Origin of the sequence: Pectinatus frisingensis (assembly GCF_014076555.1) — a bacterium.
Lineage (GTDB): Bacteria > Bacillota > Negativicutes > Selenomonadales > Selenomonadaceae > Pectinatus > Pectinatus frisingensis.
The window spans coordinates 2,780,215-2,804,758 of record NZ_CP045424.1 but is presented as its reverse complement, the minus strand read 5'-3'; the positions used below and the strand labels follow the sequence as shown (position 1 = coordinate 2,804,758).

Below are 24,544 nucleotides of genomic sequence, written 5' to 3'. Positions count from 1 at the left end.
CTCAAAGTTAGGTAGTATGAGATATACTGAATTATGGAGGGTGTATAATAAATTGGGCAGAAAGATAAGATGGAAGCAAAGTTGCTGAAGAGCTAAGAAACGGTACCAGCAGCCTGCGCTGCTGGATTAATGAATACGATAAATATGGTGAGAGCGCGTTTCCAGGGCATGGAAACGCGCTTTTTAACTGCACATATAAAATCAAAAAGTTACATAAGGAAAATAAAGAACTTGTATACATTAGATACAAGGATAGTCATCAATGTGTTCAAAAAGCGTTTAATATTAGCCAAAGCCGCTGATTTTAAACTCAAATTAAGGCTGTCAGTTCACTAGATATAAGTATATTGAACTTCTCAAGGGAAATACTATTCACCAAAGCATGAATTGTACAAGTTACGGAATTGGATATTGGTTACGAAGTCTGGAGTATGAAGAGGCTTATTTGACTGAGTATGCTAACCTAAAAAAGGCGCATCGAATAATGAATAAATTATGTCTAAACCCACAATTTTAAACGGCATTACTTAATAATTACTTATCAGGTACCAGCTACACAGTACTATCCAGCGATGCCAGACTGTGCATGGTTTAAGATTCATTATGAAATCTTCAGATTTCTGTTTTGACAATTGAACTACTATAGTCAGAAATTTTGGTGTTCTTCTTAAATAAAGTCTGATTTTATAGATATTTATTTTTGCTCAGTTACAATTAATGTAATTTGAAACAAAAAAACAAACATGATACAATGAAAAATAAAAACGAGAAAGTGATGATTAACTTGAATAAAATTTCATTAGATAAAGAAACAATTCTTAATGAGACTGAAAAAGTCATTCGCCGCCATGGGCCGGATAAAGCGAACATTTCTGACGTGGCAAAATCTTTAAAAGTAAGCCACGCTGCTATTTATAGATATTATAATGGAAAAGCAGCTCTATGGAATGCAGTTACCGAACGATGGCTCACTCAATTGCATGCTTCATCAAATGACATTTTAAAAGAAGATAGTCCTGCTGATATTAAACTTTGTCATTTACTTGAAAATTTTGCAGAAGCTAAACGTCTCAGTGCCATTAATGACCCAGAAATGTTTGCAAATTACTTAAAACTAGCCAGTAATTCGATGGAAGTAATAGAAAAGGCCATAGAAGTTGGAATCAATCGAATTGAAAAAGTTATATTGCAAGGAATTGCAGAAGGTATATTTTTTGCAGAATCCTCCCATCAAACAGCAAAATCCGTATATCTTGCAACACACGTTTTTATCAACCCCAAGACGTTCGAAGATCCTGATAGAAAGCAAGATATAAAATCTGTTATAAATCTTTTATTAAAGGGACTTAAAAATCCTAATTGAATTAATGGGGTATATAGAGAACATAACATTCTATGAAATTTTTGCATAAAAAAATTGACGTACATTTATGTATCTTAACTTTTGGGGGCAGTTTATAGCTTAAATAGGCATATTCTTTACGACAAGGACAAAATGCTATTTTTAAGCAAAATAAATAGGCTTCCGAAAACCTCGGAAGCCTTGATTTACATATGGAGCTGGCAATAGGATTTGAACCTACGACCTGCTCATTACGAATGAGCTGCTCTACCAACTGAGCTATGCCAGCAATAACGTATATTATGATACTGGAAAGGACAATTTTTGTCAAGAAAATATTAAAACGGCAATTCATGAGAAAAGTAACTGCTCTGGCAGAAACCTGTTTCAAGAACTGTCGTTTGTTGTCAAGTGATGTATTAATGAATATATCAGTGAGGTAAAAGTAATGATTTCATTTAATTATTGCGCATTTACCTTGGCAATAACATCTTTAGTAATATCTTCTGCACCATATATAGCGACAGAAGCATCTATCACATAATCAAGACCTTTTTCCTTAGCTACGGCTTCAACTGCTTTTTGAATGTTATCACGAATCGGTTTAATAAGTTCATTCTGGCGATCAGAAAGCTTCTGGTTTAATTGGTCGAAAAGTTCTTTTTTACCCTTGTCATCAAGGGAAGCAGATTTTTTGTTGAATTCGTCCTGAGTCTTTTGGCGTTCAAGATCAATGGCAGCATTGGTTGTTTGCATATCGGGATAGCTGGAAAGTACTTCACCAAGATTTATGGAACCTAACCCTGCAGCAGATGCCTGTGCCGGTGAATAGAAGGCATAAATGCTTATTGCAAAGACAGCCGCAAAAACAATGCTGAAAATTTTGTTCATGATACTGACCTCCATTTGTCAAATTATTACTTTATGATAATGAAACTATTACAAGTGTACGTTATAAGAAGGAATTTAGCAAGTGTTTTTTGCTGGTAAATAATAGGAGAAATGTTAAACATTTTTCTGGTCAAGGACAAAATGACAGGCAAAATAAAAAATGTTATAATATCAGTATATTTTTTTGAGGATGATAAGAATGAAAGCAGTAATATTTGATATGGACGGGGTAATTGTCGATAGCGAAGCCATCCATATTAAAACTAAGATGCAAACGCTGAGGGAATATGGTATAAATTGTACTCGGCAGGATTGTTTACCTTACTTTGGCCGGTCATCAAGGGCTTTTTTTAGTGATTTTATCACCCAGGCAGCTTCCAGTATTTCTTTAGATGAAATTGTCGCACGCAAACATCAGTTGTTTTTAGAATATATTGCAGATAATGATGCTGTACATCCGGTTAAAGGGGCTATCGCTTTAATTAAGGATTTTCATAATAGACAGGTGCCATTGGCATTGGCTTCTTCGTCGGTGCGGCGAAATATTGAAATGTTTCTTAAGAGATTTGGCATATACGATTGTTTTGATGTAGTTATGAGCGGAGCAGAACTGCTGCACAGTAAGCCAAATCCTGAGATTTATTTATTGACGGCAAAAAAACTGGGTATTAAACCACAGGAATGTGCTGTGATAGAAGATGCTGAAGCGGGTGTGACAGCGGCGAAAAGGGCCGGGAATTATTGTGTGGCATATTGTAATCCTGATTATAGGGATTGCGGTCAAAATGTTTCGGCAGCTGATGTGCAGGTAGACTCATTGAATGATATTGATATTGGCAGGCTGCTGGTGCAGAGGTATTGAGTTTGGGGAGGTATAAATATAATGAATAGTTTTGAATATTGTTGTCCGACAGAGATCATTTTCGGCAAAGATGCAGAAAAAAAAGCAGGTAGTAAAATAAAGTCATATGGAACCGATAAGGTTTTGCTGGTTTATGGCGGAGGCAGCGTAAAAAAAACGGGATTACTTGATGCTGTTTGTACTGATTTAAAAGAGCAGGGACTGGAATATACTGTCATAGGTGGTGTTAAACCAAATCCAGTGGTTTCATTTGTCCGTGATGGAATTAAGCTGGCGCAGCGTGAAAAAGTGAATTTTGTACTGGCTGTGGGCGGAGGCAGTGTCATTGATACGGCTAAAGCGATCGCTATTGGTCTGGCTAATAATTCTTATGACATATGGGATGACATCTGGCAAAATAAGGTTAAACCTGTTAAGACTACACCTATGGGGTGTATTCTTACTTTGGCTGCTGCGGGTAGTGAAACCAGCGATTCTGCTGTTCTTACCAATGAAGCTACAGGTCAAAAACGCGGCTTGGGTACTGTGCTGAACCGTCCTAAAGTTGCTTTTATGAATCCGGAATTGACCTATAGTGCGCCGAGGTTTCAGATAGCTTGTGGCATAGGGGATATACTTATGCATACTTTGGAACGTTATTTTGATAAAAACAGCGATAACTGTATGACAGATTTTATTGCGGAAGGATTGTTGAAGAATGTAATCCATTTCAGCAAGGATGCGTTGGCAAAAGATCATGATTATCTGTCAAGAAGTGAAATAATGTATTGCGGCAGTCTGTCACATTGCAATCTGACGGGATTAGGACGACGCAAGGATTTTAGTGTTCACAAGCTTGGACATGAACTCAGCGGAAAGTTCGATGTGGCACATGGAGCATCATTGACAACAATGTGGGCAGTGTGGGCGCGGTATAGTTATAAAACTGACGTGAAGCGATTTGCCCGGTTAGCGAAAGTATTGTGGGATATTAATGAAAGTGACGAGGTAAAGGCAGCGCTTGGCGGCATTGACAAAATGGAAGCATATTTTCATTCAATCGGGCTGCCGGTCAACTTCACGGAATTGGGTATCGGTGTACAATCAAATGAAATACTCGAATATTTGGCTGATATGTGCACTGACTATGGCAAGAAAACCGTCGGTAATTTTAAACCAATAACCAGACAGGATGCCATTAATATGTATAAAATGGCCAATCATTAAAAATATTGAATAAAGCTATAGGATAATTTGTATTATAGGGCGTGAGATAAATTATCGTAGAAGATAATAAGTGTTCATTGTGTCCGCGGCAATGTAAAGTTAAGCGAGAAAATGGTGAAACAGGTTTTTGTCGGGCCGGTAATAAGGCAAAAGTGGCACTGGTCAGTGTTCATAAGTGGGAGGAACCTTGTATATCGGGGAAGAATGGCGCTGGAACAGTGTTTTTTTCTAATTGCAATATGCGGTGTATATTTTGCCAGAATTATGCAATAAGTGCTCTGGGGTATGGGATTACCGTTGATACGGGACGTTTGGCCGAAATATTTTTAGAGCAGCAGGCAAGGGGCGTGGAATGCCTTGAGCTTGTGACACCAACACAGTACGCGGCCGTGATAGCTGCAGCGTTGAAGACGGCCCGGGCAGCAGGATTGAAATTGACTGTCGTTTGTAATACAAATGCTTATGAGACAATTGAAACGATAAAGATGCTGGCACCATATGTCGATGTATTTTTGCCGGATATGAAGTATTGGGATGAAACGATAGCACGAAAATATTCGCAGGCGCCAAACTATGCGGCAACGGCAACGGCAGCAATAAGGGCAATGTATGAAGCAGCGGGACCGGCAGTTATGGCAGGTAATATGCTGAAAAAGGGAGTACTGGTGAGACACTTGATTTTACCATGGCAGTATAAGGATAGCATAAAAATAGTGGAATGGCTGTGGAAGACATTTGGTGATAATATTTATTTAAGTTTGATGAATCAATATACTCCGGCATACAAAGCTGCGGAAATTCCTCAGCTGAATAGAAAATTGACTACATTTGAATATCAAAAAGTTATTGATGCGGCTTTGGACTTGGGAATAAAAAATTGTTTTGTACAAGAACGGGCCAGTTCTTCGAAAAGATTTATCCCTGAGTTTAATGGTGATAATGTTTTACCAACCGGTCATTGATATAATATAACTAAATTTTGGAAGTGAAGATATGCCGATAAAAATTCCTAATAATTTGCCGGCAGCGCAAATACTTGATAAAGAAAATATATTTGTAATGGATACAGATCGTGCGTATAAGCAGGATATACGTCCGTTACGCATCCTCATACTGAACCTTATGCCGTTGAAAACGGTAACGGAAACACAATTGCTGCGTTTGCTGGGAAATACTCCGCTGCAGGTCGAAGTTGATTTTATTTATACGCAGTCTTATACACCGGCACACACTTCCATGGATTACCTGACTGAATTTTATGGTACTTTTGCGGATGTCAAAAATAATATATATGATGGTTTTATCATGACGGGAGCTCCGGTGGAACAGCTGGAATATGAAGATGTAGCCTACTGGGATGAAGTCTGCCAAATAATGGAATGGACAAAGACTCATGTGTTTTCGTCATTTTATATCTGCTGGGGAGCTCAGGCCGGGCTTTATTATCATTATGGAGTGCCTAAATATGCAGTGGAACCAAAGATTTTTGGCGTATATAAACATCGTCTGCTGGTAGAACATGAAAAATTGTTCAGAGGGTTTGATGATGAATTTTATGTACCGCATTCACGTCATACTGAAGTGCGGCGCAGTGACGTTGAAAAAGTCCCGGAATTGACGATTATGGCTGAATCGGATAGTCGCTGCGGAGTCTATGCCATTGCCAATTTGAAGCATCGTCAGTTTTTTATTACCGGACATGCGGAATACGACCCGTTATCATTGAAATGGGAGTATGACCGCGACGTAAAAGCAGGATTGGATATTCAAATACCCTGTAATTATTATCCTAATGATGATCCTAAAAGACAGCCTGTTGTGAAATGGCGCAGTGTAGCTAACCTGCTTTTTGCTAATTGGCTGAACTATTATGTATATCAGGAAACGCCATATGATCTGGCAAATTTAAAAAATACTTCGACACCATGGCGAAATGGTATCAGAGAAATATAATAAAGGGGTGTCACATGAAAGGCATTGACCTCATAAAGATGCAATCCGCCGCTTGCTGTTTTGAGAGTGGATAAAAAGAACAAAACATTGCAATTTATGAATGAAAATGATTATGTGTGATACCCCTTTTTATTATTTATAGCAGACAGCTATTTAGTTGCAGCCCAATTGATACCAGTGTTTATGTCTATGGTCAGGGGAACTTTTAATTTGACGATATCCTGCATTGTTCTATGTAAAATATCCTTTAGGACAGGTATTTCAGAATTGATGCATTCAATGACCAGTTCGTCATGAACTTGTAGTAAAATGCGGCTTTTAAGGTTTTGCTTGTTTAATTCCTGCCAAGTGGCAATCATAGCCATTTTAATGATATCGGCAGCGGTGCCTTGTATAGGTGTATTCATTGCCATTCGTTCATTTTGTGAGCGAATGTTATGATTGCTGCTTTTTATGCCGGGCAGATAGCGGCGGCGTCCGAATAACGTGGTAGTATAGCCTTTTTCATGTGCCTGGTTAACGATGTTGTCCAGGTATTTTTTTACTCCTTCATATTTAGCAAAATAATTGCTGATATAGTCGGCGGCTTCCTGGCGGGAAATGTGCAGCTCTTGTGCCAGGCCATAGTCGCTTTTACCGTATACAAGGCCAAAATTAATTGCCTTGGCACGGCGGCGCAGTTCCGGTGTTATTTCATCAAGCGGTACGTTGAAAACTTCTGAGGCAGTGCGGGAATGGATGTCTTGTTCCAGCTGAAAAGCTTCAATAAAATTTTTATCATCGGACATATGTGCTAAAATGCGCAATTCTATTTGAGAATAATCGGCTGATAAAAATAGATCATATCCCTTGCCTGGTTCAAAAAGGCTGCGAATTTTTTTACCGGCATCGGTTCGTACAGGAATATTTTGCAGATTGGGGTCAGAGCTGCTTAATCTGCCTGTGGCAGTAATTGTCTGGTTGAAAGTAGTATGTATGCGATGTGTTGTTGTATCAATCAGTTCATGAATCGCATCTAAATAAGTACTTTTCAGTTTATTCCACATACGATAATCAAGGATCTTCTCAATAATGGGGTGATAAGGGCGTAAGGATTCCAATACTTCGGCATTGGTGGAATAACCGGTTTTAGTCTTTTTTTGCACAGGTAATTTTAGATGCTCAAATAATACTTCACCAAGTTGTTTAGGAGAATTGACATTGAATTCTGTTTCAGCCAGCTGATATATTTCAGTGAGTAGTTTGTAGATGGTGCCGCCGATTTCGTCGGACATATTTTTTAATTTGGTGTCGTTTATATATACGCCGTATTCTTCCATCGATACAAGAACATCTTCCAAAGGCAATTCGGTTTTTTCATATAAACTGTAAAGATCTTTGTTTTGCAGGGCATCTGTTAAGATGTCAGCCAATTTTTTTAATGAAATGGTATTTATGTAATAAACGGCTTCAGATTGCAGGCTGTCACTTGAATCAGGTTTGTAGGCAGGCGGTTCTTCAATAAGATATTTAGCAGCTAAACTGGTCATATTATAATCGCCGGCTGCCGGATCAAGCATATAAGCGGCAAGCAACAAGTCGATGATTTTACCTTGCGGTTTAAACGCGCAGTGCAAAGTGTTTTTTAAATCATAGGTTATTACGGTCAGATTTTTATCCTGAAAAAGAGATTTGATGAAGTTCTCAAATTCGGGTTGATTGGGCAGATATAAAGCCGGTTGTTTTTCGACCATTGTTTTGAGAACAAAGCCATTACATGTCATATGGGGAACTTTGCCGGAGATTATCGGCAGGTAAATAAAATGTTTATCAGTTTTGATTTGCCGGGCAAGTTTGGCAATATTGTCTGGCACCAGCGTAATATACTCATTGGCGGCAGCGGGAACAGCAGTGGGAGCATCACTGCCGCAGAGCCGATTCAAAGCCGGCCAGACGCTTTTAAGCTCATTGACGGTGCAAAAAGATTTTATTGAGTTTGCATCTGGTGCAATAGTGAAATCTGTTGTGTTGAAAGATAATGGCATATCACATTTTATCGTAGCTAATTTATAGGAAAGAAAGGCCATTTCTTTGTCATTAATTAATTTTTCCTGCAATTTTTTACCGGAAATAGCGGTAATATTTTCATATATACCAACTAAGGTTTGATATTGGGTCAGTAATTTCAAGGCAGTTTTTTCACCAATACCATATACACCGGGAATATTATCCGATTTATCACCCATTAATGCCTTAAGATCGATCAATCGTTGTGGTACGATACCGTATTTCGCCATAAAAGCTGTTTCATCAAAAATGTCGGTTTCACTGATACCTTTTTTTGTCATCATTACTTTTAGATTAGGACGGATAAGCTGTAAGGCATCACGATCACCGGTAACTATTATTGTTTCATAATTGTTGGCAGCGGCACTAGTGGCAAGTGTTCCTATAATATCATCGGCCTCATAGTTATCCATTTCAATAAATTTTATGCCCATGGCATTACTGAAATCGTGTAATAAAGGAATTTGGCTTTTGAGTTCATCAGGAGTTTTTTCTCGGGTCCCCTTGTAGTCTTTATACATTTCTGTACGGAATGTTTGGCGGCTTTTATCAAAAGCTATTGCTGCATATTGTGGCTGCAGTTCTTCAAGCAGCTTTACGAGCATTCTGACAAAACCAAAAATGGCATTGGTGTATTTGCCGGATTCAGTTGTTAAGAGTGGCAGAGCAAAAAAAGCCCGATACATTAAACTACTGCCGTCGATTATAACAAACTTATTATTTTTTTGATTCATAGTGATAATACTCCTAAAATTGTTATTTACTATAAAATATAACATAATTAAATGTTTCTTCCAACATTGAATATACTCAGAAAAAGCTTGCAATGTGCTTGTCAGTAGACAATACAGCTTAAAAATATTATAATAAACGCAAGTTTTATTATAAGGTTATAGTATGTGGTAAAGCAGGGTGTCTTATTTATATATTATATGGCCCGGTGTATTTTTATTAATTTGTCGGCTGAGTATAATAAGAGAAACTGAATAGATACCATAAATCTAGGAGGATGTCTGATGAAAAAGAGATTGGATCCGGATTCATTCGATTTTCCGGTGGAAAAAATAGAAAAGGGATTTTATAGTGATATTTATTTTTTGCGGACGCAGGCAATTTTAGAACAAGCTGATATGGCACCTCACGTTACTGTACAAATTTTTCAACGTGATTACGCAATGCTTTGCGGTATAGATGAGGTCATTGCTCTGATCAAGAAATGTTCACGTAATCCTAAAAAATTGAAAATTATGGCACTTCACGACGGCGATAAAGTGGCACCATGGGAAACAGTGATGACGATAGAAGGCAATCTGGCTGATTTTATTCATTTGGAAACGGTATACCTGGGCATATTGGCCAGAAGAACAAAGATAGCCACGAATTGCAGCAGGGCAGTTGAAGCAGCCAATGGCAAACCGGTGCTGTTTTTCCCATCACGTTTTGATGAATACACTGTTCAGGAGGGCGATGGTTATGCGGCTAAAGTGGGCGGTATGGACAATGTATCAACTCCGGCCAATGCTATGTGTTGGGGAGTAGAGGCGGCTGGAACGATACCGCATGCTCTGATAGCAGCATTTAACGGAGATACTTTAGCAGCGACAAGGGCTTTTGATAAATATATGGATCCCCAAATAAGCCGGATAGCATTAGTTGATTTTAATAATGACTGTGTCAATACCAGCTTGGCAATTGCACGGGAACTCGGTGATAAGCTTGAAGGTGTGCGGCTTGACACTTCGGATAAGATGGTCGATGTATCATTGATCGGGCAGATGGGGCATTTTAAACCTACCGGGGTAAATGAGCAGCTGGTGCGCAATGTCAGAGCGGCACTTGATAATGAAGGGTTTAATCATGTGAAGATTATTGTATCAGGCGGATTCAATCCTGACAGGATTCGTTTGTTTGAACAAAACAAAGTTCCGGTTGATGTATATGCTGTGGGCAGCAGTATTTTTGCCACTAATGTTGATTTTACTGCGGACGTGGTATTGCTTGACGGAAAACCGTGTGCTAAAACAGGGCGTCATTATTTACCTAATGAACGACTGGAAAATGTAGAAATGTAGGTTATGAATTATGGGATTTGGTGATATTCTCATTTTTATTTTATTGGGTGCAATGATTGTATATACATTTTGGGATGATATATTTGATCGTTGATAATTCTGGAATTTACCATACTATAGATAAAAAGCTGTTGTTGTGGTGACAGCTTTTTATCTATGCAGTGAATACATAAATTATTTGCGTTATTAACCTGATAAGTAATATATTATGCTTGACTATAAAAAATAATAATGATATTATGAAAAAAGTATATCAATAATTATAGATAGAAAGAAGATTTCCATTATTTGGAAAAATAAATTAATATTATTATAAGAGGATGAAATAAAATGAATTGTAAAGTATGGCAAACTATTTTTTATAGTATTGGTGTCATATTGACAGGTGTTATTTATGCTGTAGAACAAAACATATTTTTAGCATTAGCCGGTGGGATATTGGTAAATATAATTATTAGTGTCATATTGGTAAAGCGCGATAACTGCCGGGAGAAAAATCAACCGGTTGCTGAAGTGACAAAGACTCAGGAGGCAAATAATGACTTTGGTAAAGATGTTAATCTATTGAAAATTGCTGAAGAATTGGGATTTACAGCGCAGCAGATTCGCTGGGGAGTATCGGAATATCAGGAGGTTTTGCACAGACTGCAAAAACTTTCTGAGGAAATAAATTTGCATAGCGGTACAAATGCAGCTCAGACTGAGGAAGCCACAGCTTCAATTGAGGAAATAGCATCTTCAGCCAGTGATGTTTATAAGGCTTCCGAAAATAGTTTTACCCAGTGTGCAAAATCTTCAAAAATCGCCTTGGAGCATCATCAGCAGATTGAAAGTATGAGCACATCTATGTTGAATATAGTCAATACGGTGCAGGATGCTATCAATCAATTAAATAATTTGAACGCGGCTTCTGATAAAATAAAGGATTTTGTTGGGAAAATTAGAAATATTGCCAGTCAGACTAATCTTTTGGCACTTAATGCTGCTATTGAATCAGCCCGGGCTGGTGAAAATGGAAGGGGATTTGCTGTTGTCGCTGAAGAAGTAAGAAAACTGGCAATAGAAAGCGAAACAACTACGAAGGAAGTAGAAGATATAGTCCTGGATATCACCAACAATATAACTGGTGTGACAACTACGATAGAAAAAGGCAGTAAAAAATTACAGAATATGGAAGTGCTTGCCAAGGAATCAGCGGAGGCAATCAATGGCATAGTAAATGATGTAAAGGACATAGAAACAAATGCGCATAATTTGTGCTCACTGTCGGATAGCCAGCGAAACTCCACTGAACAAATTGCTAACGTTATAGAACAAATCAGCGGGTCAACTGTTAATATTGCAGCGAATACACAGACTTCATTAGATAGTGTAACTAAACAAGAAAAGAATGTTCAAGAACTTTTTGAATATACAAAGTCTATGCTGGCTATCGCTTCACAAGTGCAAAAAGTGGCCAGTCGTTATAAAAAACCGGATGAAATAATTTTTGGAGTCAATCCGTTCGTGTCACCTTTTGTCATTAAGGAAACATATTTGCCAATATTGGAAGAAGTTGCACACGATATCGGTTATAAGGCGAGAGTGATAATTGTTTCAAATTATGATGCACTGGGAAAGGCTATAATGGAAAATATTATTGATGTCGGCTGGTTTTCTCCGTTTGCGTATGTTTCTACTAAGCAAAATGCTGATGTGATACCTATGGTGACGCCTGTAGTAAATAAAGCTACATCTTATTTGGGATTCATAATCAGCAAAAAAGACAGTGGAATAAGATCAATGGATGATTTACAGGGGAAAAAGTTTGGGTTTGTTGATGAAAAATCAGCATCAGGTTATATTTATCCTAAGGCTTTATTGATTAAAAAAGGTAAGGATCCAGACAAATTTTTGGGCGAAATTCATTTTCTTGGCAGCCACAATAAAGTCATTGAAGCAGTGCAAAATGGTATAATAGATGCGGGAGCCACTTATTCAGAGGCACTGGATCTGGCTAAAAAGAATGGTACTTTGTCTGATGCAGATATCTATCAAGTGGCACAGACAGAACCCATTCCTAAGGATGTTATCGCTGCGTCGGCTGTATTAGATAAAACTTTGGTAAAAAAATTAACGGAAGCATTTACTAAACTTAATGAGGAGCAGACACGATGCAATAAGACACATATCAATGGATTCGTAAGGTCGGACGATAGTAAGTATGACATAGTAAGAGAGGCTGCTGCTTTGGTAAAATAAACGGCAGTTTCAAATAAATCAGAAATTATATATAGCATTTATGTAATAAAAGCTGCTCTGTGTGAGACGCAGGGCAGTTTTTATTCAAGCTGATATTTATGAATATAAAACATAAAATTGATAAATTGGCATTGATATTTTAATAACTAAGTAATATAATAATAATTAGTTATTGAGAACGTTTTTCATATAATAGATATGTATAAGGGGAGTTGATTGTAATGAGATGTTTTCAAGAAGCGGTGAGTAACCGCCGTACTAATTATGAACTGGGAAAAAATATTGATGTTCTGCCGTCGCAGATAGTGGCAGTAGTGGAAAAAATGACACGGGAAGTGCCATCGGCTTTTAATATGCAGTCAGCGCGAGTCATAGTAGCTATGGGGGATAAGCATGATACTATTTGGCAGGATACCAAAGATGCATTAAAAAAAGTTGTGCCTGCTGATAAATTTGCTCCTACAGAAAAAAAACTGGCTGGTTTTGCAGCGGCATATGGTACTATTTTATATTTTGATGAAACTGAAACGGTCAAGGCAATGCAAAAGCAGTTTGCCCTTTATGCTGATAATTTTCCGATATGGGCGCAGCAGGCAAATGGTATGTTGCAGTTTGCCATCTGGACAGCGCTCACCAATATGGGATTGGGTGTTAATCTGCAACATTACAACCCCTTGATTGACGATAAAATAAAGGCAGACTTCAGTGTCCCGGACAGTTGGAAATTGATTGCTCAGATGCCTTTCGGACAGCCATTGCAGGCACCAGCACCAATTGAAAAAATGACTATAGGCAGTCGGGTAAGGATATATGCCTGAGCTGTATATATAGCAATAATTAATGGTAATAATCGAATATAGGAGGATGATAGAATGTCTATTTATGATTTTACAGTAAAAACAAATCACGGTGAAGAAAAATCATTGGCTGATTATAAGGGTAAAGTGTTAATTATTGTTAATACCGCCAGTAAATGCGGATTTACACCACAGTATGAAGAACTGGAAAAAGTTTATCTAAAATATAAGGATAAGGGATTTGAAATATTAGCCTTCCCCAGTAATCAGTTTGCTCAGCAGGAACCGGGCAGCGCTAAGGAAATTGAACAATTTTGCAAGCTTAATTATGGCGTTACCTTTCCTATTTTTGAAAAGAATGATGTTCGCGGTGAAACGGCACAGCCATTATTTAAGTATCTGATTTCACAGCAGGCTTTTAAAGGTTTCGATCAAAATCATCCTAATGCCAAAGGACTGCAGAATGCAATTAATACAAAATTTCCTTCATTTATGGAAGGAGATTCAATAAAATGGAATTTTACTAAGTTCTTGGTTGATAAGCAGGGTAATGTCGTTGGACGTTATGAACCAACAACTACACCACTTCAAATGACGACGGCAATTGAAAAATTAATAGATTGATTTTTGGCTGATAAAACAATCCCCTATGTAAAGCACTTGTGTTTTGCATAGGGGATTATTATTATCATTACAATAATTATTATAAAAATAGAGGATAATTAAATAAAATATTGAATTATAAGAATATACCAAATAATAAATGCAGCATATATGTACGACTACAGAAAGGAAGGTTCCATTCTATGAAAACAAAGGATTATATGAAAACACTACAATCTATGACAGCGCTCAACTCGGTAAGGACGATGCATTCTATAAAGGGCAAGCTTATTATGACTATAGTATCAGCATCGGTTATCAGTGTCCTTTGTGTAGGAGGATTTTTTATCTATACTATTTTGGCCAACAGTGCCGCGCAGATAAAAGAGTATCGACAATCTCTGCAGGATAGTGTTGATCGAGAGCTAAAAACAGAAACGGAAGTGGCGCTGGGGGCCGTTCAGACAATATATGCCAAGCAGCAGGCGGGTGTTTTGACGGAAGAACAGGCAAAAATGCAGGCTGCCGAATTGGTGCGTAATATGCGTTATGATGATGGCAAAGGTTATTTTTGGATTGATACATATGATGGGATAAATGTAGTTTTATTAGGGCGGGATACAGAAGGAAAATCCCGGATAGATGCAGTTGATCCAAATGGAAGGCATTACATAAAGGAAATGATTGAAAATGGACGCAAAGCCGGCGGCGGATATACTGATCTGATGTTTCCTAAGCCCAATGAACAGGAAGCATTACCAAAACGTAACTATACAATGAATTTTGAACCATATAAATGGGTTATAGGTACTGGCATATGGATAGATTATATTGATGGTAAAGTAGCTCAGCAGGAAGTTTACCAAAATCAAATGCTTAAAAGCAGTATTATAAAAATATTGTTATATATGGTACTTTTACAGATAGTATTAATTGTTGGTGCAGTGTATATCAGCAGGACATTGGCAAATCCAATCAGATTTGTCACGCAAAAAATGGACATACTTGCGGGCGGTGATTTTGGCGAAGATATAGATGGGGACATTTTGGAACGTAAGGATGAAATCGGGATAATGGGCCGTTCATTAAAGAAACTACGTGATAATATGAGAACTCTTCTGCAGAAAATTGCTGAATCAGCAGAGTATTTGGCGGCATCTTCTGAGCAGCTGACATCAAGTTCAGAACAATCGGCTACAGCCAGTCATCAAGTGGCTGATTCAATGGTCAATGTGGCTAATTTGTGTAGTGATCAATTTACTGCAGTTGAAGGAGCGGGTAAACGAACAAGCGAATTATCAACACATATGCAGGACTTTATGAATGCTATCGAAGAATCAGGGCGTAATATAAAAAATACTAATGATACAGCTAAAGCGGGGAATGAAAAAGTTGCCGCTGCCATTGAAAAAATGAGTCGGATAAAAGAATCGGTAGGTCAATCAGCTGAAGTGATTAAAGGACTTGGTGAAGAATCGAAAAAAATAGGTGTTATTGTTGATACAATTGGTAATATAGCCGGTCAGACCAACCTTTTGGCATTGAATGCAGCAATTGAGGCAGCACGTGCCGGAGAACATGGAAAAGGTTTTGCCGTTGTTGCTGAAGAGGTTAGAAAATTAGCTGAACAATCACAAACAGCAGCTGCTGAAATAGCAGGATTGATTGGTTCTATACAAAAAGAATCACAAAATGCTGTTGATGTGATGCAAAGCGGTGTCAGTCAAGTTGAGGATGGTGTGGGAGCAGTGGATAACGCCGGTAATAGTTTTGCCGATATTGTGAATATGGTGAAACAGGTGGCGGAAAAATCTAGTGCTATGGAAAAGATTGTCAATGGACTGGCTGAGGGGGCAGGTGAAATCTCAACAGAAGTTAAGAAAATAGATACTATGAGCCGTAGTGTTTCTTCCGAGGCAGAAACAGTTTCAGCAGCGACTGAAGAACAGACGGCTTCGATGAATGAAATAGCCGATTCCAGTAAATCCTTGGCTGAAATGGCACAGGATTTGCAAAATGCCGTAAATAAATTTAAAATTTAAAAATAGCAGAGATAATGATTGAGAATAAAAGAGTACTTCAAATGCAGATATTATTGCATTTGAAGTACTCTTTTGTCGTATATTGAAAATAAAACAAATATTTAACCGATAATATGGTAAAAATTGCATTTATGACATAATTTTGTAACAAATTGTAGTAGAATCAGTAATATAATATAAAATTAAATGTTGTCATTTTTATCGATATTTTAGGAGTTTATCGTGCCGTGAGGATAAGATAATTGGCATACATTGTTGATACACCAATAAAAATTAAAAGGTGAAAATTGTGATAAAAATATTGGACAATGTGTTAAAAACTAAACGTAAGCGGCTGTTATTTATCGGAATTATCATGATTATATGTATATTGGCAATAGGCATATACAGGCTGGTTTATCAAAAAGGAGTAGTATCAGATAAAAAGCTGGTCACTGCGATACATGCTATAGATGTAAAAAAAGAAGACATTGTAAAGAATATATCTTTAGTGGGGCAGACCATACCAAAAGAACAGGTGGATGTCGCAGCCAAATATGCGGGAAGAATAGATAGTGTAGATGCCGAACTTGGGCAAAAAGTTACAGCCGGACAGGTGTTGATTAGAGAAGACAGTAATGATGCTGCATTATCGGTAGATGTAAACAGACATGCATATAATCAGGCAGCAGCAGACGAACAAACAGCACAGGCACAATTGGATGCCAATTATAATAAGGCCAAAGCAGATTATGATAAGGCATTGGCAACATATCAGCGTAATAGCCAGGTATATGCCGTAGGCGGGATTTCAGCTGATGATATGGATGCGGCCAGACAGCAAATGCAGGATGCTGAGGCAGCATTGTCTGCTATAGAAAACCAGATGAATGCAGGAACAGCTTCGTCAGTATTATCTGCACAGGAAAATATGGCGAAAGCAAGAAGTTCATTGACGGCAGCACAAAGGCAGGAAAATGATATGACGCTGATATCTTCAATTGATGGAACAGTAGGGTATAGGCAGGTTGAAGCGGGTGATATGGTAACGGTGGGACAAAAACTCATGAGTATATATGATAATAGTTCCATATATGTTGATTATCAGGTTTCTGAAGAAGATTTACCGGCGTTTTCAGTTGGAATGTCACTTCCGGTAAATATTGAATCGTTGCATGACACATTCAATGGCAGTGTAATATACATAAGTCCCACTATTGATGCGACTTCAATGACTTATATACTAAGAGTATCATTGGATAATGCCAATGGAGCATTAAAGGGAGGAATGTTTGCCCGTGCCGCATTGAAGAGCGTGTTGCGGAGTGATGTATTGGCTGTGCCCAAAGCAGCAGTATTGGCTAAAAATGGGAAAAATTATGTTTTTGTAATTAAAGCGGATAATACGGCAGAACGAAGGGAAGTTACCGTTGGCACCGCCGGTGATGATGCTGTTGAGATACTCGGCGGATTATCGGGCGGAGAAAATATTGCTGTTGATAATTTGTCACGTTTGCGCGATGGATTAAAAGTAGATGTACTGACTGACGGGAGTGATGCGGCATGAACATCACCCGCTATTGTATAAAAAAACCTATTGGTATATCGATGATAGTTTTATTTTTTGTTGTACTGGGACTGTTTAGTTTTTATAAAATAGGAGTGGAATTACTGCCGGCGATAAATATTCCCTATGTCACAGTGACTGTTAATTATCCGGGGGCTGATTCAGAGGAAATAGAACAAGACGTAATTAAACCGTTAGAAAATTCACTTTCTTCTTTGACAAACTTGAAACACATGACAGCTGTTGCCAGACCAGAAAAAGCGCAGATCACTTTGGAATTTCAATTTTGGACCAATATTGATACGGCTGCTATTGATACCAGTCAATATGTTAATGCTGTTTTAAATAAACTGCCAAATGGAATACAAACACCTACTGTTTTAAAAAGAGATGTAGATGCACTGCCAATTTTAGAAATATCGGTGTTGTCTAATAAGCCGCTGGGTGATGTTTATACTGTGGCTAATGATACTTTTGTTGAAAGACTACAGCGGGCGGGCGGTGTTTCTGACGTACAGATTGGCGGCGGCCGGGATAAGGAAGTTGCAGTCAATGTAGATAAAGATAAACTGGCATATTTTGGATTATCCTTGTCGCAGATTGTATCACGCATTGAACAGGAAAATATATTGACACCGGCCGGTTCTGTTTACGGACCGCAATCGGAAACGAATGTACGGCTGACAGCTCAGTATAAATCACCTGAGGAACTGGCCTCCATACATATAAATAACAGCAAGGGGACAGCTATTCCACTGTCGAGCATAGCAGATGTGCAAGAGCAGGATCAGCGTGTTACACGCTATGCAAGGACAGACGGTCAGGATACAGTATCTTTATCTGTATATAAAAACAGTGATGCAAATCTTGTTGATACCACTAAAGCTGTGATGGCGCAGCTGGAATTGCTGCGCAAGGACTATCCGGATTATCAGTTTGTAGTAATTACCAATTCTTCTACATATGTGGAAGATGCTTTGCATAATACACTGGAAGCATTAATTGAAGGGCTGTTTACCACAGGACTGGTTTTGTTTCTGTTTTTGCGCGGCTGGCGCTCTACTGTAGCTGTTCTTATCGCTATACCTACTTCTCTGATAACGACATTTTTTATGATGTATACGGCAGGATTTACGTTTAATATGCTGTCTTTAATGGGGATGTCATTATGTGTTGGTATACTGGTAGATGACTCAATTGTAGTATTGGAAAATATTAACAGGCATTTGAGACGAGGAAAGCCGGCGGATCAGGCTGCAGAAGATGGACGTAATGAAATAGGTACGGCGGCTATAGCAATTACTTTGTGTGATGTTGTTGTATTTATGCCGATTGCTTTTATGAACGGCATGACGGGGCAGTTTTTCCGGCAGTTTGGTCTTACAATAGTGTTTGCAACACTTTGTTCACTTGCAGTATCTTTTACGCTGACACCTATGCTGGCATCACGATTTTATAAAAATGGATTAGGAAATCCCCCCAAGGGGAAATTATGGGATTTTTTTGACTCTGTGGGGGATAAGACATTAGTATATTACGAAAAATTATTACATTGGAGTTTTTTTCATACTAAAAAAATTACAATGTCCGTGGCAATTATGCTGTTGGCAGCCATAAGTTTGTATTATCCGCTGGGGATTATCGGCGGAGAATATATGCCAAAAACTGATGAAGGTTCGTTTAGGATAATGATGCAGTTTCCGGTAGGACAGAATATTGATGCGACAAACGATAAGGTCAGGCAGGTAGAAGAATATTTAATGCAGCAGCCGGAGATTAAAACTTATTTATCGAGCGTGGGGCAGCCGGCAGGAAATTATGGATCAGTGAGTGTACAATTGATTGATAAGAGTAAACGTGAAAATATCTGGCAGTTTACCGATAAAGTGCGGGGTTATTTAAGAAAGCAATTTCCTGAGGCTTCTGTCCAGGTGAATCCGTCGGCCAGCTCTATGCCGGGAGTTTCCGGAGGAACAGGTACGGGAAATTCAGCCGGAAATACAGCACCGGTGCAAATAGAAATAAGTGGGAATGATTTAAAGAATACAGTTGCAGCATCATATAAGGTGCAGGATATTTTGAATCAAACTGATGGCTTGAAGGATGTGCGCAGTTCATATACTGAAGGGGCACCGGAATTGCGCTTGGTAGTTGACCGGGAAAGGTTGCGGTATTTTAATACTACGGCTAATAATATTCAAAATGTTTTTTCCGGTGCTATAGCAGGATCACTGGCAGGATACATGATGAATGATCCGAATAATGATAATCAGGATACAGATATCTATGTACGGTTAAAAGGCAGTGATGGGTTTAAGGTATCCGATATCCGTTCCATACCGGTAAGTACTAATACCGGGTTGATTAGATTGGAGGATGTCGCAGATATAAAATATGATGCGGGACCGGTTATGCTGAGGCGGGTTGATAAGCGGGAGGCAATAAATATTTCTGCCAATATTGATGATGGGCGTTCACTACAGGATATGATCGCAAAAATTTCCCAGAATCTGTCGAAAGAAAATTTGGGAGATAATGTAACCTATAGATTTACCGGACAAGCTGATAATATGCATGACACTTTTACCGAAATGGGACAGGCCATAGCACTTTCACTTCTCCTGGTATATATTTTATTGGCAGTTTTGTATGAATCATTGTCAACTCCTGTAATACGAATGCTTTCGTTACCATTTGGACTGATAGGAGCGTTTGCATTTTTGGCTCTGACAAGAAATACAATCAATTTATATTCATTGCTGGGGATTTTGGTAATGGATGGACTGGTGGCTAAAAATGGTACATTATTGCTTGATTATACGTTAACTCTCATGCATCGTGGAAAAGATGCCAAAGTGGCAGTGGTCGAAGCTGCAAAAACAAGAATAAAACCTATATTTATGACATCTATAACGATGGTCACGGGTATGCTGCCTACGGCATTAGCGGTGACACCGGGTTCTGAAAGCAGAGTGAGTATGGCTTGGGTCGTAATTGGCGGACTGTTGTCTTCTACTTTTTTCACTTTGATTGTGATACCATTGGTGTTTGTTTACTTTGCCCAGACAAAATTTTCATTGAAAAATATGTTGGCACCAATTAGGAAAATTGCCGGTATATGGAGGCATTAATAAGATAAATAGGGGCTGTCGCGCAAATAGTATTGACATCATAAAAATGAAATTTCGTAGTTTTTCTGTCTCTTAAAGACGGGTGAAAATAGTGAGATTTGCATATTTATGAGGGGAAATAGTTGCGTGCGACAGCCCTGTCCAGTTTGATATCAGTGTGAGTAAATATTGTGGGAGAATTTTTGGTCGGCTTTTTTATAAATGAATTCACGGACACCGATAACATTTATAAATAACAGTAAACTGGTGGAGAAAAATAAATTTCTGATGCCAAAATATGCGGCGATTTGGCCGCCAAAAACGGAACCACAAAATACACCGAGAAATTGTGCAGTCTGATTGTAACTAAAAATACGTCCGGCGATTTCCGAGGGAATATTTTGCCGCAGAATGGTATTTATTGATGGCAGCATTGCCCCGGTGGCAATACCGACGAGAAAACGCAGTCCCATGAGCTGCCACTCATTTTGCACAAAAGCCTGGGGGATAAATAATATTGCGGCACATATAAGGGCAGCTAAAATCACTTTATGGGCACCAATATGATCGGACAGTTTGCCCAGCCAGGGGGCAGCCAGTATGCTTGATAGTCCCGAAGAGGCAAAAACCATGCCGGAAATGAATGCCAAATGCTCAGTATGCGGAGTCAAAGTACCAATATATACAGTAATAACGGGTTCAATGGAGAACAAGGCCACCTGTACGATGAATGTCGTTATAAACATGCTGATGATTAAAGATTTGTTGGCGAGTGACCGCCAGATAGCGGAAAAAGATAAAAGGTTTTTTCTGGTCGGGATAAAATCTTCCCTGACAAAAAATAGTGTTAATAAAAAAGCAATCAGCAATAACAGGCCCATTACAATAAAAACCTTACGTATACCTAAAATTTCTACGAGATAGCCACCAATAAGGGGGCCTAAAAGCATACCGCTGACAGAACCGGTAGATAACGTTCCCAATGCCCAGCCGGCTTTATTTTCAGGTGTTTGTGTGGCAATCAGCGTTATGGCGCCGGAGTTAAAACCTGAAATGGTTCCCATAAGCATGCGCAGTCCTACTAATTGGTATACGGAACTGACAAGACTAATGCTGCCTACTACTATTGACATACCCAAACTGGCACGCAGCAGCATAGGTTTTCTGCCATATTTGTCGGCTAGTTTTCCCCAGAAAGGTGAGAAAAAAGCCATAATGAATGTAGTACTGCCAAATGCTATACCAGACCATGTTTCGATGTCGGGCAGTGAGTGTACGCCTAGTTTTTGAATAAATAATGGTAATATTGGCGCTACTTGGCTTAATGCTGACGAGGTGGCAAAAGAACCAAGCCAGCAGATAATTAAATTTCTTTTCCAATTTTCCATAGAAGCACCTGCTTAAAATTATTTTTTTTCGATTGATTTTATGCCATTGATAAATGTCTGGAGCAATAAACGGTAACTTTCGTCTTTATCAATAGGCTGATGAAACCACCCCGAATTTTCCAGAGAAATAAAACCGTGCATTATACTGCGGAGTCCCCGTACAGCATGGGTCAGGTAATCTTCATGCAGTTGATAGGCAGATAAAATTTTAAACAAGATTTCCATGAGTGCATGGGTAGAAGCTTGGAATTTTTCATCGTCTTTAAATTCCCAGGATAACGAAATAATTGCTTGATATTGGCCTGGATGATCATGGGCAAAATTACGGTAAGACTCGGCAGCTCCTAAAATAGCTTCTTCTCTGGCTTTTCCGATGACTGCTTGTATCAGATGCTGTCTTAGCTGGGCATTTGCGTAAATAATTAGTTCGCATTTCAAATGGGCTAAATTTTTAATATGATTATATAAAGACTGTTTTTTTATGTTTAACTTTTCGGCAGTGCGGGTCAGGGTAACTGCGTCGAGACCCTCCGTATCAGCAATATTGGCTGCAGTCATGATAATAGTTGAAAGATTAATAATTGAACGCATTATATCACTCCTTAAACTGACAGTGTACATTATAAAACTTACATAGTAAGTTGTCAACGCATAGAATTTAGTTGACAGTCGCAATAAAATTTGTTATAACATAATAGTTAGGTACCTTAATAAAACAATATGAGGATATGTTTTTATGCGCGAAAAAGAAATTAGTGAACTGCATAATTTATTCCATAAAATGGGAAATTTGCGGGAAAGATTTTTTCATCAGTTTAGTGAAGGTTCAGTTATGCCATTGAGGCAGTGCAGAGTAGTGCATTGTTTAATTCAAAGTGGAGAAATAGCGCAAAATGAATTAATTAAAAAGATGGCTATACGACCGGGATCATTAAGTGAGCTATTGGGAAAATTAAAAAAGAATGGTTATGTAGAAAGAATAAAAGATGATAAAGACAGACGGAGAATGTTGATAAGATTGACAGAAAAAGGACGGACAGCGGCGGTGATGCATCATCAGATACATGTGAGAATTTTTGATAAGATGTTTAGTGCATTATCTGATGAGGAGCTGACGGATTTACATAGGATATTGGAAAAACTTGTCCATTCCTGGGATGATATAAATAAATAAAAATAAAGTTGTTGAAAAAACATATAAGGGAAGTGTTCTCTTGAAAAATAAGTATTTGTATTTTATGGCGGCAGCACATTTATGTAATGATATAAATTCAGGTGCTTTACCAGCACTACTGCCATTTTTCGTGACTTTTTACGGCATGGATTATAAGGCTGTGGGCGGGCTTATGTTTGCCGGCAGTTTTCTGTCTTCAATAGTGCAGCCAATTTTTGGCTATCTGGCTGATCGGGTATCGAGACCATGGTTTATGTCATTTGGGGTATTATTGTGCGGTGTATCTTTGGGAGCTACCAGTTTATTTACAAACTATTGGGCAATATTCGCAGCGGTTACTTTTATGGGAATAGGCAGTTCGATTTTTCATCCTGAGGCCGCCCGATTGGTAAATCGTATTTCAGGCGGTAAAAAAGGCCTGGGTATGAGTATATTTTCCGTTGGCGGTAATGGCGGATTCGGAGTAGGGCCTTTATTGGCGGTGGCATTGGTTACTGCTTTTGGCATGAAGGGGATAATTTCCTTTGCTGCTATTGCAATATTGATGAGCGGAGCACTTTTTTTCCTGGTACCGCGGATAAAAAAAGCAGCTGATAGAATGGAAAAATATGCTGTAAAAATCTCGAGTAATCAGGAAACAGTACAAGGTGAAAATAATTGGCATGCTTTTTCTCGGCTGACAGTGGTTATTGTCTGCCGTTCCATAGTCTTTTGTGCAGTGGAAAGTTTTTTACCATTGTTTTGTGTACATGTATTGCTTCAGTCAAATGGCGTTGGCAGTTCAACGCTGACAATATTATCATTGATCGGGGTGGTAACGACACTTATTGGCGGAGTACTGGCGGATAGGTTTGGTTATATCAAAGTTATAAAATATTGCATGGCAGGATTGGTAATTTCATTGGTAGCAGTGGTAATGACAAGAAATATTATCGTACTGTATATGTTATTGATACCACTCGGATTTGCGGCATTTGCTTCATATAGTTCCTATGTGGTATTGGGACAAAGTTATTTGGCAAAAAATATTGGTTTTGCTTCTGGTGTAACATTGGGATTATCGTTCAGTGTCGGTGGTATAGTGGTTCCGTCTTTGGGCTGGTTCGCTGATAGTTATGGATTGCCGGCTGTAATGGAATTAATTGTTTTAATTGCAGGAGTAGGTGCGCTGGGAACGTTTTTCCTGCCGCCGATATCTAAGAAAAAACTCAATAAATCGATGTGAATACAGCATATTGCCATATAATAAACGAGTGGGGAGCTAAATGCCC

At 38.5% G+C, this 24,544-nt stretch carries 18 protein-coding genes and 1 tRNA gene; 14 read left to right on the top strand and 5 right to left on the bottom strand.

The features are described 5' to 3' along the window. Positions 1-751: 751 nt before the first annotated feature. Entirely contained in the window at positions 752-1,363 is a 612-nt protein-coding gene (locus F8M42_RS13155; protein ID WP_229711364.1) for a TetR/AcrR family transcriptional regulator, read from the top strand. Between the two features lie 192 nt (positions 1,364-1,555). Here F8M42_RS13155 and F8M42_RS13150 read toward each other — a convergent pair. Both F8M42_RS13150 and F8M42_RS13145 read right to left on the bottom strand, forming a co-directional pair. Next, positions 1,556-1,631: transfer RNA gene (locus F8M42_RS13150), tRNA-Thr, on the bottom strand. Positions 1,632-1,804: 173 nt separating this feature from the next. After that, positions 1,805-2,233 carry an OmpH family outer membrane protein gene (locus F8M42_RS13145; protein ID WP_182187262.1) on the bottom strand — a complete coding sequence of 143 codons (429 nt, stop codon included), beginning with the start codon at positions 2,231-2,233 and terminating at the stop codon, positions 1,805-1,807. 199 nt (positions 2,234-2,432) lie between these two features. Here F8M42_RS13145 and F8M42_RS13140 point away from each other — a divergent pair, with 199 nt between their 5' ends. The 4 genes from F8M42_RS13140 to metA all read left to right on the top strand — a co-directional run bounded on the left by F8M42_RS13140 (position 2,433) and on the right by metA (position 6,254). Further along, positions 2,433-3,095, top strand: coding sequence for an HAD family hydrolase (locus F8M42_RS13140; protein ID WP_182187260.1), 663 nt, complete (start codon positions 2,433-2,435; stop codon positions 3,093-3,095). Positions 3,096-3,116: 21 nt separating this feature from the next. Beyond that, positions 3,117-4,301, top strand: a complete 1,185-nt coding sequence (locus F8M42_RS13135; protein WP_182187259.1) for an iron-containing alcohol dehydrogenase — start codon at positions 3,117-3,119, stop codon at positions 4,299-4,301. A 77-nt stretch (positions 4,302-4,378) separates the two neighbouring features. Next, positions 4,379-5,263, top strand: coding sequence for a radical SAM protein (locus F8M42_RS13130; protein WP_229711363.1), 885 nt, complete (start codon positions 4,379-4,381; stop codon positions 5,261-5,263). 31 nt (positions 5,264-5,294) lie between these two features. Beyond that, positions 5,295-6,254, top strand: a complete 960-nt coding sequence (gene metA / locus F8M42_RS13125; protein ID WP_182187257.1) for a homoserine O-acetyltransferase MetA — start codon at positions 5,295-5,297, stop codon at positions 6,252-6,254. A gap of 149 nt (positions 6,255-6,403) precedes the next feature. Here metA and polA read toward each other — a convergent pair whose 3' ends face one another. Further along, positions 6,404-9,034: a DNA polymerase I gene (gene polA, locus F8M42_RS13120; RefSeq protein ID WP_182187256.1), complete on the bottom strand. Its 2,631-nt coding sequence runs from the start codon at positions 9,032-9,034 to the stop codon at positions 6,404-6,406. A gap of 282 nt (positions 9,035-9,316) precedes the next feature. On the opposite strand from polA, the gene F8M42_RS13115 reads away from it, so the two are divergent. The 7 genes from F8M42_RS13115 to F8M42_RS13085 all read left to right on the top strand — a co-directional run bounded on the left by F8M42_RS13115 (position 9,317) and on the right by F8M42_RS13085 (position 20,732). Further along, the gene (locus F8M42_RS13115; protein ID WP_182187254.1) at positions 9,317-10,372 is read left to right on the top strand and encodes a nicotinate phosphoribosyltransferase; all 1,056 of its coding nucleotides are present in this window, start codon (positions 9,317-9,319) and stop codon (positions 10,370-10,372) included. 330 nt (positions 10,373-10,702) lie between these two features. Continuing rightward, positions 10,703-12,613 (top strand): phosphate/phosphite/phosphonate ABC transporter substrate-binding protein, encoded by a 1,911-nt coding sequence (gene phnD / locus F8M42_RS13110; protein ID WP_182187252.1) that lies wholly within the window; start codon positions 10,703-10,705, stop codon positions 12,611-12,613. 221 nt (positions 12,614-12,834) lie between these two features. Beyond that, on the top strand, positions 12,835-13,431 hold the full coding sequence (locus tag F8M42_RS13105) for a nitroreductase family protein (RefSeq protein WP_182187250.1): 597 nt from the start codon (positions 12,835-12,837) through the stop codon (positions 13,429-13,431). Between the two features lie 54 nt (positions 13,432-13,485). Next, positions 13,486-14,034, top strand: a complete 549-nt coding sequence (locus F8M42_RS13100) for a glutathione peroxidase (protein ID WP_182187248.1) — start codon at positions 13,486-13,488, stop codon at positions 14,032-14,034. Positions 14,035-14,216: 182 nt separating this feature from the next. Then, positions 14,217-16,055 (top strand): methyl-accepting chemotaxis protein, encoded by a 1,839-nt coding sequence (locus F8M42_RS13095; protein WP_229711362.1) that lies wholly within the window; start codon positions 14,217-14,219, stop codon positions 16,053-16,055. Positions 16,056-16,344: 289 nt separating this feature from the next. Continuing rightward, positions 16,345-17,601, top strand: a complete 1,257-nt coding sequence (locus F8M42_RS13090) for an efflux RND transporter periplasmic adaptor subunit (RefSeq protein WP_229711361.1) — start codon at positions 16,345-16,347, stop codon at positions 17,599-17,601. Beyond that, positions 17,598-20,732: an efflux RND transporter permease subunit gene (locus tag F8M42_RS13085; RefSeq protein ID WP_182187246.1), complete on the top strand. Its 3,135-nt coding sequence runs from the start codon at positions 17,598-17,600 to the stop codon at positions 20,730-20,732. Before F8M42_RS13090 ends, F8M42_RS13085 begins: the two co-directional genes overlap by 4 nt. Before the next feature lie 152 nt (positions 20,733-20,884). Here the strand turns inward: F8M42_RS13085 and F8M42_RS13080 are convergent, their stop codons facing one another. Beyond that, complete coding sequence (locus tag F8M42_RS13080) at positions 20,885-22,099, bottom strand: multidrug efflux MFS transporter (protein ID WP_182187244.1); 1,215 nt, start codon at positions 22,097-22,099, stop codon at positions 20,885-20,887. An 18-nt stretch (positions 22,100-22,117) separates the two neighbouring features. Further along, complete coding sequence (locus F8M42_RS13075; RefSeq protein WP_182187242.1) at positions 22,118-22,690, bottom strand: TetR-like C-terminal domain-containing protein; 573 nt, start codon at positions 22,688-22,690, stop codon at positions 22,118-22,120. A gap of 145 nt (positions 22,691-22,835) precedes the next feature. Here F8M42_RS13075 and F8M42_RS13070 point away from each other — a divergent pair, with 145 nt between their 5' ends. Then, positions 22,836-23,273 carry a MarR family winged helix-turn-helix transcriptional regulator gene (locus F8M42_RS13070; RefSeq protein WP_182187240.1) on the top strand — a complete coding sequence of 146 codons (438 nt, stop codon included), beginning with the start codon at positions 22,836-22,838 and terminating at the stop codon, positions 23,271-23,273. A gap of 40 nt (positions 23,274-23,313) precedes the next feature. After that, positions 23,314-24,498, top strand: a complete 1,185-nt coding sequence (locus tag F8M42_RS13065; RefSeq protein WP_182187238.1) for an MFS transporter — start codon at positions 23,314-23,316, stop codon at positions 24,496-24,498. The last annotated feature ends 46 nt before the right edge of the window (positions 24,499-24,544 follow it).

Excerpts from the sequence above, each read along its gene's own strand:
- F8M42_RS13155 (WP_229711364.1), top strand. The coding sequence starts at position 752 with ATGAAAAATAAAAACGAGAAAGTGATGATTAACTTGAATAAAATTTCA.
- F8M42_RS13145 (WP_182187262.1), bottom strand. The coding sequence starts at position 2,233 with ATGAACAAAATTTTCAGCATTGTTTTTGCGGCTGTCTTTGCAATAAGC.
- F8M42_RS13140 (WP_182187260.1), top strand. The coding sequence starts at position 2,433 with ATGAAAGCAGTAATATTTGATATGGACGGGGTAATTGTCGATAGCGAA.
- F8M42_RS13135 (WP_182187259.1), top strand. The coding sequence starts at position 3,117 with ATGAATAGTTTTGAATATTGTTGTCCGACAGAGATCATTTTCGGCAAA.
- metA (WP_182187257.1), top strand. The coding sequence starts at position 5,295 with ATGCCGATAAAAATTCCTAATAATTTGCCGGCAGCGCAAATACTTGAT.
- polA (WP_182187256.1), bottom strand. The coding sequence starts at position 9,034 with ATGAATCAAAAAAATAATAAGTTTGTTATAATCGACGGCAGTAGTTTA.
- F8M42_RS13115 (WP_182187254.1), top strand. The coding sequence starts at position 9,317 with ATGAAAAAGAGATTGGATCCGGATTCATTCGATTTTCCGGTGGAAAAA.
- phnD (WP_182187252.1), top strand. The coding sequence starts at position 10,703 with ATGAATTGTAAAGTATGGCAAACTATTTTTTATAGTATTGGTGTCATA.
- F8M42_RS13105 (WP_182187250.1), top strand. The coding sequence starts at position 12,835 with ATGAGATGTTTTCAAGAAGCGGTGAGTAACCGCCGTACTAATTATGAA.
- F8M42_RS13100 (WP_182187248.1), top strand. The coding sequence starts at position 13,486 with ATGTCTATTTATGATTTTACAGTAAAAACAAATCACGGTGAAGAAAAA.
- F8M42_RS13095 (WP_229711362.1), top strand. The coding sequence starts at position 14,217 with ATGAAAACAAAGGATTATATGAAAACACTACAATCTATGACAGCGCTC.
- F8M42_RS13085 (WP_182187246.1), top strand. The coding sequence starts at position 17,598 with ATGAACATCACCCGCTATTGTATAAAAAAACCTATTGGTATATCGATG.
- F8M42_RS13080 (WP_182187244.1), bottom strand. The coding sequence starts at position 22,099 with ATGGAAAATTGGAAAAGAAATTTAATTATCTGCTGGCTTGGTTCTTTT.
- F8M42_RS13075 (WP_182187242.1), bottom strand. The coding sequence starts at position 22,690 with ATGCGTTCAATTATTAATCTTTCAACTATTATCATGACTGCAGCCAAT.
- F8M42_RS13070 (WP_182187240.1), top strand. The coding sequence starts at position 22,836 with ATGCGCGAAAAAGAAATTAGTGAACTGCATAATTTATTCCATAAAATG.